Below are 10,993 nucleotides of genomic sequence, written 5' to 3' on the forward strand. Positions count from 1 at the left end.
GTGCCGCGGCAGGTCGAGCACCTGCGACGAATGTTCGTGCTCGCAGCTATCATCATCGGTGATGGAGCTGCGGCATCTGGTGTACTTCGTGACCGTCGCCGAGGAGCGCAACTTCTCCCGCGCGGCCCAGCGGCTGCGGGTGGTGCAGTCCGGGGTGTCCGCCGCGATCCGGGCGCTGGAGCGGGAGCTCGGCACGCCGCTGTTCGAGCGCACGTCGCAGCGCGTCGCGCTGACCGACGCCGGCACGGCGCTGCTGCCCGCCGCCCGGGCGACGATCGACGCGGCCCAGGCCGCCCGGGACGCCGTCGACGAGGTCCGCGGCGGGCTGCGCGGCACGGTGCGCATCGGCACCCTGATCTCGGTCGGCTTCGTCGACCTGCCGGGGCTGCTCGGCCAGTTCCGCGCCGAGCACCCGGGCGTCGACCTGCGGATGCGGGCGGCGCCGACCGGCTCGGCGGGGCTGGCCCGGGCGCTGCTGGACGGGGAGCTCGACGTCGCGTTCGTGTCGCTGGCCGGGCGCCCGCCGGCGGGCCTGTCGGTGCGGGTCCTCGTCGCCGAGCCGATCGTCGCGGTGCTGCCGGCCGGGCACAGGCTCGCCGTCCGGGCTGCGGCAGACCCCGCCGGCACGGCTTCCGCGGCCCCCACCGGCACGGCTTCCGCAGGCCTCGCCGGTACGGCTTCCGCGGCCCCTACCGGCAGGGCTTCCGTGAGCCTCGCGGATCTTGTCGACGAGCCGTTCGTGGACTCGCCGCCCGGCTACGGCAACCGGACCGAGGTCGACCGGGGCTTCGCCGCCGCGGGCCTGCAGCGGCGGGTGGCGCTGGAGGTCGCCGACATCGCCACCGTCGCCGACTACGTGCGCAACGGCCTCGGGGTGGCGCTCATCCCGCGCTTCGCGGTGGGGTCCGGTGCCGGGCTGGTGACGCTGCCGGTCACCGGGGCGGGGCTGCGCTGGACGTTCGGGGTGGCGACGGCCTCCGCGCGCGGTCCGAGCGCCGCGGTCCGCGCGCTGCTGGACATGGTCGACGCCCACCGTCTCGAGCGTTGAATTCGCTCAGGTGGGTGCGCCGCGGGCCGAACGGACGGCAAACGGGTTCTCTGCGATGAGGTGCCATGACGGACACGACGCCCCGCCGCGCGGGCGGGCCGATCCAGTGGTTCGGCGACATCCGGATCGGGGTGAAGATCACCGCGGCGCTGGCCGTCGCGCTCCTCGCCGGCGGCCTGGTCGCCTGGGCCGGGCTGGCCGCGCTGGGCACCGCCAACGCCAACGCCACCGCGATCTACCGCGACAACCTGCTGCCGACCAGCATGCTCAACACCGCGCAGGGCGCGCTCGACGACGAGATCAACAGCCTGGCGATGATGGCGATCGCCACGACGCCGGCGGCCACCGAGGCGCAGCGCCAGCGGGCCCTCGGCGCGGCGAAGGCGCTGCAGGACGGCATCGACGCCTACCAGGCGCTCGGCGTGAGCGGCCCGCAGGAGCAGCTGCTCACCGCGCTGCGGCAGGCCGTCGCCGGCCTGCGCAAGGTCCGCGACGAGCAGCTCGTCCAGGCGGCAGCCGCCAGCGATGCCGCCGTGTACGAGCAGGTGTACCAGGGCACGGCCGCACCCCTGGTCGACGCCGCCAACAGGGCCCTCGACGGGCTCGCCGCCTACGAGCGGACCTCCGCGGCGGCGGCCGCGAAGCGCAACGCGGACCAGTACTCCAGCAGCCGCGGCGTCATCGTCGCCTGCCTCGTCGCGGGCTGCCTGATCGCCGCGGCCCTCGGCTGGGTCACGGTGCGCCGGATCGTCGGGCCGATCCGCCTCGTCGGCGGGGTGCTGGCGCGGATGGCCGACGGCGACCTCACCGGCCGGCTCGACCTCGACACCCGCGACGAGGTCGGCGCGATGGCGGGCGCGCTCAACCGGGCGACCCAGAGCATGGGCGCGGCGGTGCGGACGCTGGGGCGGACCTCGTCGTCCCTCGCGGCCGCGGCCGAGCAGCTGTCGGGGGCCAGCACCCAGATCGCGGCGAGCGCCGCGCAGACCAGCGACCAGGTCGCCGTCGTGGCGAGCGCCGCCGACGAGGTGACCCGCAACGTGCACGCCGTGTCGGTGGGCTCGGAGGAGATGAGCCTGTCGATCCGGGGGATCTCGCAGAACGCCAACGAGGCCGCCCTCGTCGTCGGTGAGGCCGTGTCGGCGGCGCAGGCGACCGACGCCACCGTGTCGAAGCTCGGCGAGTCGTCGCAGGAGATCGGCAACGTCGTCAAGACGATCACGTCGATCGCGGAGCAGACCAACCTCCTGGCCCTGAACGCGACGATCGAGGCGGCCCGCGCCGGGGAGGCCGGCAAGGGCTTTGCCGTCGTGGCGACCGAGGTCAAGGAGCTCGCCCAGGAGACGGCCCGGGCCACCGAGGACATCTCCCGCCGCGTCGCCGGCATCCAGGCCGACACCGACACCGCGGTCACCGCGATCCGCGGCATCGGCGAGATCATCGCGAAGATCAACGACTACCAGCTGACCATCGCGTCCGCGGTCGAGCAGCAGACCGCGACCACCGGCGAGATGAACCGCGGGGTCGCCGAGGCGGCCGGCGGCATCACCGAGATCGCCTCCAGCATCGGCTCGGTCGCCGCCGCCGCCCAGGTCACGACCGAGGGCGTGGCCGAGTCGCAGCGCACCTCGGCGGAGCTCGCCCGCATGTCGCACGAGGTCCGGGCCCTCGTGGCCGGCTTCCGCGTCTGAGACCTCCGGCACATCCATTTGCGTCGTCGCGCGCCAATGTTTTTAGACTGACTGGTCAGTCTAAAGTCAGGAGGCCGCCATGAGCGTGGTGGAAGCGCGCGGGCTCGGCGCCCGGACCCGGCGCGGGTGGGTGTTCCGCGACGTCGACCTCGACGTCGAGGCGGGGGAGCGGGTCACCGTCACCGGCCCGGCCGGCAGCGGCCGCACGTCGCTGCTGCTCGCCCTCGCCGGCTGCTTCAGGACCAGCGCCGGCACCGTCCGGCGGGACGGCGTCGTCGCCCTGGCGCACGTCCCCGGCGTGCACGAGCCGGAGCCCGCGCTGACCGTCGCCGAGCACGTCGAGGAGCGCCGGCTGCTGCTCGACGGTCCCTTCAGGAGGCGGCGCCCGGTCGCCATCGACCCGGCGCTGGACCCCGGCACGCTGGGCCGTGACCTCGACGTCCTCGGCCGGCACCGGCTCGGCCTCACCCTGGCCAGGGTCGCCGGCCCCGCCGCGGTCGTGGTCGACGACGTCGACAGCGGGTTGTCCGCCGAGGAGCGCGCGCTGCTGGACGAGGCCCTCGACGCCCTCACCGCCGACGGGATCGCCGTCATCGCCGCCGCCCGCGAGGCCGGCACCGGCCGCGTGTTCGAGCTGGACGGGCAGCGATGAGCGGCCAGCGGAGCGTCTCGGGCCGCTCATCATGGGGGCAGGTTGGGCTCAGGCCGGCGCCGGAGCGCAGCGGAGGTGACGGCGTGAGCGGCCAGCGGAGCGTCTCGGGCCGCTCATCATGGGGGCAGGTTTCCTCAGGCCGGCGCCGGAGCGTAGCGGAGGTGACGGCATGAGGCTGGCTCGGTTCGAGTTGCGGCGGTTCACCCGCGCGCCGATCACCGTGGCGGCGCTGGTCGTGCTGGCGCTGATCCCGCTGCTGTACGGGGCGCTGTACCTGTGGGCGTTCTGGGACCCGTACGGCAACATGCGCCACATCCCGGTCGCCGTCGTCAACGCGGACCGGCCCGCGACCGCCGCCGACGGCAGCACCGTGCACGCCGGCGACGACCTCACCGCGAAGCTGCTGCGCCGGGACGTCTTCGGCTGGCAGCAGACCACCGAGGCCGCGGCCCGCAAGGGGCTCGCCGACGGGCGGTTCCAGCTCGTCTTCGAGATCCCGGCGGACTTCTCCGCCTCCCTGGTCACGCCGCCGGACCCGGACCGCGACCCGACCGGCGGCCGGCTGCTCGTGGTCAACGACGACGCCACCAACTACCTCACCGGGCAGCTGTCGCGCAGCGTCTTCACCGAGGTCCGCGCCAGCGCCGCCGCGTCCGTCGCCGGCGGCTACTTCGACCGGATGCTGATCGGCTTCACCGACCTCAAGTCGCAGACCGCCCAGGCCGCCGACGCCGCCGGGCAGCTCTCGGCCGGCGCCACCCAGGCCGGTGCCGGTGCCGGCTCGCTGGTGAGCGGCCTCGACCGGGCCGCCGGCGGCGCCGGGGACCTCGCCGCCGGACTCGACGAGGCGACGAAGGGCTCGCAGCGGCTGTACGACGGGCTCGTCGCCCTCGACCAGGGCGCCGCGCAGCTCGCCGACGGCACCGCCCAGGCCGCCGCCGGTGGACGCCTGCTCGCCACCAAGGTCGGCGCCGCCGCCGACGCGGTCGAGCCGGTGCTGCGCGACAACGCCGCCCTCATCGAGGCCGCCGCGACCAGCATCGCCGACGGCGCCGACCTGCTCCGCGAACACCTCGACGCGCTGCCCGCCCTCGCCCGGACCGCGACGGAGCGGGCGACCGCGACCCGCGCCGCCCTGGACACGCTCGGGTCGCGGTACCCGCAGATCGCCGGCACCGCCGAATACAAGACGGCCGTCACCGCCGCGGACGCCGCCGTCACCGCGGCCCGCTCCGTGGAGACCCGCCTCGAGACCGGCGACCTCGGCGCGGTCCGCGCCGACCTGGACCGCGCGTCGAAGCTCGCCCGGCAGGTCGCGGCCGCCGCCCCGCACCTCGCCGACGACGTCGCCGCCGCCCGCGCCCAGGTCGACCAGCTCGCCGACGGCCTCGACCGGCTCGCCGGCGGCGCGGCCCAACTGCACGCCGGCACCGGCGAGGCCCGCGACGGCGCCCGCGACCTGTCCGGCGGAATCTTCCGGCTCTCCACCGGCGCCCAGCAGCTCGACGACGGCCTCGGCGCCCTCTCCGACGGTGGGCGCCGCCTCGCCGGCGGCCTCGGCGAGCTGTCCGACGGCGCCAGCCGGCTCGCCCGCGGCCTGTCCGACGGCGCGGCGAAGATCCCCGGCTACGACCCGGACACCCGCGCCGAGCGGGCCGGCGTCCTCGGCGACCCCGTCGCGCTGGACCGCTCCACCGAGCACCCGTCCGCGACGTACGGGGCCGGGTTCGCGCCGTACTTCCTCGGCCTCGCCCTCTGGGTCGGCGCCATGATCAGCTACATGGTGCTGCGTCCCCTGACCCGCCGGCACCTCGTGTCGGGCGCGCCCGCCCACCGCGCGGCCCTGGCCGGCTGGCTGCCGGGCCTGGCCGTCGGCGTCGCCCAGGCGACCGCGCTGTTCCTGGTGGTGCGGTTCGCGCTCGGCCTGCACCCCGCGCACCCGCTGGCCATGTACGGGTTCCTGTGCCTGACGGCGGTCGCGTTCACCGCGATCGTGCAGTGGTTGGGCGCCCGGCTCGGCGCGGCCGGCCGGCTCGTCGCCCTCGCGGTGCTGATGCTGCAGCTCACGTCGTCCGGCGGCACGTACCCGATCGAGACGACCCCCGGTGTGCTGCAGGCGATCCATCCGTTCCTGCCGATGACGTACGTCGTGTCGGGGGTCCGGCATCTCGTCAACGGCGGCCCGGGCGGTACGGTCGTCACGGGGGCCTTGGTCCTGGCCGGGTTCGCCGCCGCGGCGTTCGCGCTGACGACCCTGGCGGCGTGGCGCGGCCGCCGCCTGACGACGTCCAAGCTGCACCCGGATCTCGTGATGTAGGGGGTTTCGTTCGTGGCGGAGGACGGCCGGACCAGGCGGCGCACCGACACCCGGCAGCGGCTGTACGAGGCGGCGATGGAGCTCATCGCCGAGCACGGCTTCTCCGCCACGACCGTCGACGACATCGCCCTGCGCGCCGGCGTCGCCAAGGGCACCGTCTACTACAACTTCCCCTCGAAGAACGCCCTCTTCGAGGAGCTGCTGCGGCACGGCGTCGGCCTGCTCACCGCCGACTTCCGGGCCGCCGTCGCGGGTGTGTCCCCGCCCGAGGCGGTCCTGGCGCTGATCCGGGCGGAGCTGGCGTACATCGAGCGGCACCGCTCCTTCGCGCAGCTGCTGCTCTCGGAGATGTGGCGCACCAACCGCGAGTGGCACCAGACGCTGCAGCTCCTGCGCGGCGAGGCCGTCGACGTCATCGCCGGAGCCCTGCGCCGCGGCGTCGACGAGGGTCACTTCGACGCCGCGCTGGACGTCCGGATGGCGGCGGCGGCGCTGTTCGGCGTCTGCCTCGTCGTCGCCGTCGACTGGCTCGTCTTCGAGCCCGACCGCTCCCTGGCCGACGTCCAGGAGGCGCTGATCACCGTGATCCGGGCCCGGGTGGGCGTGTGACGCCGTCCGGCGGTCCGGCGCCGACTGTGCGGGGCGGGCCGGGTTGTGTCAGGGTATGCCGTGGTCTCGGTTGTTCTGGGCGGTCGGTATGAGCTTCGGCGGGTGCTGGGCCGGGGCGGCATGGCCGAGGTGTGGCTGGGATTCGACCGCCGGCTGGGCCGTTCGGTGGCGGTCAAGGTCCTGCCCGAGGCCGGGGCGGCGGACCGGATGGCGCGGGAGCGGTTCGACCGGGAGGCGCGCACCGTCGCCCAGCTGTCGCACCCGAACATCGTCGCGATCCACGACGTCGGCGCCGACACCGACGCGCACTTCGGCGGTGCGGTGTCGTTCCTGGTGATGGAGCTGGTGGAGGGCGGGAGCCTCGCCGACCGGCTCACCGCCGGCCCGCTGCCGCCCGCCACTGCCGCCGCCGTCGCGGTGCAGGTCTGCGACGCGCTCGAGGCCGCGCACACCGCCGGGGTGATCCACCGGGACGTCAAGCCGGCCAACATCCTCTTCACCGGCGCCGGCACCGACCGGGTGAAGGTCTGCGACTTCGGCATCGCCCGCGTCACCGGCGCCGGGCAGGCCGAACTCACCGCGTCGGCGCAGGTGCTCGGGACCACCGCGTACATGGCGCCCGAACAGATCACCGGCGAGCCCGTCGACGCCCGCAGCGACGTGTACGCGCTCGGGTGCGTGGTGTACACGATGCTGACCGGGCAGCCACCGTTCGCCGGCGAGACGCCGATGCGGATCGCCTGGCAGCACGTCAACCAGCCGGTCGTTCCGGCCTCCACGGTCCGGCCCGGCCTGCCGCCGCGGGCGGACGGGATCCTCGCGCGGCTGCTGGCCAAGCGACCGGACGACCGACCGGCGACGGCGGCGCAGGCCCGGGCCCTGCTGCAGCACCTCGGTGACGGCACGGCACCGGCCGCCACCGCGGCCTTCCCGACCGTTCCCACCGCCGCCGTCCCCGCCGCGCGGCAGCCGGTCCGGGCCACCGCGGCAGTCGTCGCGCCGACCCAGTCGATGCCGGTGACGCCGGCCGCGGAGATGGCTCCCGCGGGCCGCCGCACCGGGATCGGACCGATCGGTGTCGCGCTCGCCGCGGTCGTCGTCCTCGTGGCGGTCGTCGCCATCACGGCCGCGATCATGGCCGGACGCGACGGCTCGCCGTCGTCAGGTGCCGGCCCGACGAGCTCGGCGGCGGCCGCCGCGCCCCCGACGTCCGCTGCCGTGCCGACCAGCGCTGCCCCGTCCCCGACCTTGCCCGGTGACGCGCTCGCCGCGGCGCGCGCCACCGTCAGCGAGCAGGCGGGGGCCGGGCAGCTCTCCGCCGACTCGGCGCGGGAGCTGAACAAGCGGCTCGACGAGATCGAGCGGTACATCACCAAGGGCGACGAGGAGAAGGCGGCGGACAAGGTCGCCGAGCTACGCAGGAAGCTCGGCGAGCAGCGCAAGGACGGCAAGACGCAGCAGGCCGGGTACACCGCCGTGCTCGCCAGCCTGGACCGGCTCGCGGCGAGCCTGCCACCGCCCGGCGACCAGAACGACTGAGGCGCTCACCGCGGCCCGGTCCGCCGATGGTGCGTCAGCGGACGACGCGGCGCTGGGGGCGGGGCGGCGGGGTCGTGAGGGCGACCGGCTCCAGGACGACCGCGATGCGGGCCCCGCGGAGCGGGCTGCGCTCGACGACGAGGCGGCCGCCGGCGGTCTCCGCGACGCGGCGGACGATGTCCAGGCCCAGCCCGGTGGAGCCGGCGCCGCTGGAGCCCCGGCGCAGGGCGCGCGCGGGGTCGGCGATGCCGGGGCCGGCGTCGTCGACGATGAGGCCGCGCGGGGAGACGTGGACCTCGAAGCCGGTGCCTTCCGGCGTGTGCTGGAAGACGTTGCCGAGCATGCAGTCGACCGCGGAGACCAGGTCGGACTCGGCGACCGGCACCCACACGGGCTCCTGGCCGCCGACGACCCGCCACGGGCGCTGCTGGTCCTCGGCGAGCACCGACCAGAACGCGAGGCGGTCGGCGACGACCTCGACCAGGTCGGTGCTCTCGGGCACGCGGTCGGCGGCGGACCGGCGGGCGGTCGTGATGATCTGCTCGATCTCGTCGTCGAGGGCGTCGAACGCCTGGCGCATGCGCTCGCCGATCGGGCCCGGCGGCATCGCGTCGGCGTCCAGGCGCAGCGCCGTCAGCGGGGTGCGGAGGCGGTGGGAGAGGTCGGCGGCGAGCTCGCGTTCGGCGTCGGCGAAGGCGACCATCTGGTCCGCCATGCGGTTGAAGCTGCGCGCCGCGTCCCGCAGCTCCGGCGGGCCGTCCGGCTCGACGCGGGCGTGCAGGTCGCCGTCGCCGAAGGCCCGGGCGCCGTCCGCGAGGCGCTTCGTGGAGCGCACGATCTGCGCGCCGAGCCGGTCCGCGACCAGGATCGAGCCGCCGATGAGGACGACCGCGAGGCCGGCGAGGGCCAGCCAGGCGGCGCCGACACCGCGGCTGAGGTCGGCGTCGGACACGTACACCTCGACGACCGCGGTCCGGTCGCCGTCCAGCACGACCGTCTGGAGGTAGGCGACGCCGCCGGGCGCGTCGACGGTGAGCGACCTGCCCTGCGTGGCGGCGCGGTCCACCTCGGCAGTGGCGGCGTGGCTGGTGCCGACCGTCGGCTCCCCGAGCAGGTGCACGGCGAGCCGGCCGCTCTGCCCCGCCGGCACCGTGGCGACGGCGCGGTCGAGGGCGCCGGACCCGTTGCCGGACGTGGAGGCGAGGGCGGCGACCATCGCGTCGGCCTGGTAGCGGGCCTCGGCCAGGGCGCGGTCGTGGGCGATCTCCTTCGTGACGTAGGCGAGGGGCACCAGGAAGGCCAGCGCGATCATCGAGGTGATCGCGAACGAGAGGCGCATGAGCGCGTTTCTCATGGCTGTGCGGGTGCCTGGTCCGGGTCGACGAGCATGACCCCGACCCCACGGAACGTGCGCAGATACCGCGGCTGGGTCGCGCTCTCGCCGAGCTTGCGGCGCAGCCAGGACACGTGCACGTCGATCGTCTGGTCCTCGCCGGAGCTGTCGGGCCGCTGCCACACCTCGGTCAGCAGCTCCCGCCGGCTCACCACCCGGCCGGACCGCTGGGCGAGGTACGCCAGCAGATCGAACTCCTTCTTCGTCAGCTGCAGCGGCTGGCCGCCGATGGACGCGAACCGCTGCTGCGGGTTGACGTGCAGCGCGCCGATCGTCACACCGGCCGGCACGGCGGCGGGGCCGGGGGTGCCCTGCCCGCGACGCAGGACCGCGTTGATCCGCGCCGACATCTGGGCGCTGGAGAACGGCTTCGTCACGTAGTCGTCGGCGCCGGCGTCGAGCAGCCGGATGATGTCGCGCTCCGAGCGCCGGGCGGTGGCGACGATGACCGGCGCGTTGGAGATGCCGCGCAGCATCCGCAGCACGTCGAGCCCGTCCATGTCCGGCAGCCCGAGGTCGAGGATGACCAGGTCGGGCGGGTTGGTCGCGATGACCCGCAGCGCGGACCCGGCGTTGCCGACCGGGCGCACCACGTGACCGGCGTCGGTCAACGCCCTGGACAGGGCGCCGGAGACGGCGACGTCGTCCTCGACGAGCAGGATCAGCGGCATGGCAACACGGTAACCGCCGGGTTTGCCATGTGGAGCGGGGTGGGTGAGAAGATCTGCCGGTGCGGGTCAGACGTGCGGCGGTGCCGGTGCTGCTGTGGTGCCTGGCGACCACGGCGAGTATCGGCGTCGCGTCGCTGGCGCTGCGTCCCGTGCTGCGCACGGCCGTGCCGTCCGACTCGCTGCCCGTGCCGGCCGCCGAGGCGCGCGGGCCGGGCGACCTGATCCCGCAGCCCGGCCTGCCGCCGCTCACCACGCCGGTGTCCCCGCCGGCGGCCGCCGGGACCACGCCGCAGGCGCCGACCTCGGCGGTGCCGCGCACGTCCGCGGCCGCCACCCCGACCGCGAAGGTCACCACCGCCGCCCCCGCCCGCGTCGTCGACGGCTGGACCGTGACGACCGGTTCCGACGGCGTCGACACGTACCTGCGCTCGTTCCGGTCCGAGGGCGGCGACGCGGTCATCCGCATCCGCGACGGTGCCGTCTCCGTCGTCACGGCCACGCCCCGCGACGGGTACTCCGTGTCGCGCGGGCAGACCGAGCCGAGCCGGCTGGTCGTGCAGTTCATCTCCGCCGGTGGCGACGCCGCCTACCTCGTCGACGCGATGTGGTGGCAGGGCGCCCCGCACGGCACCGTCACCCGCATCGGGACCTGACCGCCTCGACCGGGCGTGCTACACAGGCGGTGACGTTTCCCGGGAGGTTGTCATGATCGATGTCACCATCACGAACTCCAGCGGCGTCCAGGTCGGCGACCACAACGGGCAGACCAACCACTTCGGTGCGTGATCTGCCGGAAAACTGTTATCGGCGGCCCCGGAAAACGTCGGAGCGATCAGGGCAAATCTTAAAGTTCGTCTAATGCTCTCCGCAGGTCCGGGCGCTTACCGTCGATGCGTGACCACCGCCCGGACGGTCGCGGGACCGCCACCCGCCACCATGCCGCCGCTCGCCCACCGGGCCCGCGGCGGGGGCGTCGTGTCCACGGGTCTGCCGGGGATGCGCCAGCACCCCGCAGACCACACCGCGGCTGCGTTCAGCGCCGCGGCGCCGTCGGCCGGGGGCGGCCCCCCCCC

General features: G+C 75.2%; 9 protein-coding genes. 7 read left to right on the forward strand and 2 right to left on the reverse strand.

What is annotated here, in order from left to right; all coding sequences use genetic code 11:
- Positions 1 to 61 precede the first annotated feature (61 nt).
- From AB0J72_RS47610 to AB0J72_RS47635, 6 genes are all read left to right on the forward strand, one after another.
- Positions 62 to 1,048 carry a LysR substrate-binding domain-containing protein gene (locus AB0J72_RS47610; protein WP_363412411.1) on the forward strand — a complete coding sequence of 329 codons (987 nt, stop codon included), beginning with the start codon at positions 62 to 64 and terminating at the stop codon, positions 1,046 to 1,048.
- Positions 1,049 to 1,113: 65 nt separating this feature from the next.
- Positions 1,114 to 2,739, forward strand: a complete 1,626-nt coding sequence (locus tag AB0J72_RS47615) for a methyl-accepting chemotaxis protein (RefSeq protein WP_363412413.1) — start codon at positions 1,114 to 1,116, stop codon at positions 2,737 to 2,739.
- A gap of 79 nt (positions 2,740 to 2,818) precedes the next feature.
- Complete coding sequence (locus tag AB0J72_RS47620) at positions 2,819 to 3,391, forward strand: ABC transporter ATP-binding protein (RefSeq protein WP_363412415.1); 573 nt, start codon at positions 2,819 to 2,821, stop codon at positions 3,389 to 3,391.
- Between the two features lie 169 nt (positions 3,392 to 3,560).
- The gene (locus AB0J72_RS47625; RefSeq protein ID WP_363412417.1) at positions 3,561 to 5,708 is read left to right on the forward strand and encodes a YhgE/Pip domain-containing protein; all 2,148 of its coding nucleotides are present in this window, start codon (positions 3,561 to 3,563) and stop codon (positions 5,706 to 5,708) included.
- Between the two features lie 75 nt (positions 5,709 to 5,783).
- On the forward strand, positions 5,784 to 6,317 hold the full coding sequence (locus AB0J72_RS47630; protein ID WP_363412433.1) for a TetR/AcrR family transcriptional regulator: 534 nt from the start codon (positions 5,784 to 5,786) through the stop codon (positions 6,315 to 6,317).
- Positions 6,318 to 6,377: 60 nt separating this feature from the next.
- Entirely contained in the window at positions 6,378 to 7,856 is a 1,479-nt protein-coding gene (locus AB0J72_RS47635; protein ID WP_363412419.1) for a protein kinase, read from the forward strand.
- Positions 7,857 to 7,890: 34 nt separating this feature from the next.
- Here AB0J72_RS47635 and AB0J72_RS47640 read toward each other — a convergent pair whose 3' ends face one another.
- Together AB0J72_RS47640 and AB0J72_RS47645 are read right to left on the reverse strand one after the other, a co-directional pair.
- Positions 7,891 to 9,210, reverse strand: coding sequence for a HAMP domain-containing sensor histidine kinase (locus AB0J72_RS47640; RefSeq protein WP_363412421.1), 1,320 nt, complete (start codon positions 9,208 to 9,210; stop codon positions 7,891 to 7,893).
- Positions 9,207 to 9,920, reverse strand: a complete 714-nt coding sequence (locus tag AB0J72_RS47645; RefSeq protein ID WP_363412423.1) for a response regulator transcription factor — start codon at positions 9,918 to 9,920, stop codon at positions 9,207 to 9,209. Before AB0J72_RS47645 ends, AB0J72_RS47640 begins: the two co-directional genes overlap by 4 nt.
- Positions 9,921 to 9,979: 59 nt before the next feature.
- On the opposite strand from AB0J72_RS47645, the gene AB0J72_RS47650 reads away from it, so the two are divergent.
- Positions 9,980 to 10,573, forward strand: a complete 594-nt coding sequence (locus AB0J72_RS47650) for a DNA mismatch repair protein MutL (protein WP_363412425.1) — start codon at positions 9,980 to 9,982, stop codon at positions 10,571 to 10,573.
- Positions 10,574 to 10,993 lie beyond the last annotated feature (420 nt).

Origin of the sequence: Dactylosporangium sp. NPDC049742 (assembly GCF_040674675.1) — a bacterium.
Taxonomy (GTDB): Bacteria; Actinomycetota; Actinomycetes; order Mycobacteriales; family Micromonosporaceae; genus Dactylosporangium; species Dactylosporangium maewongense.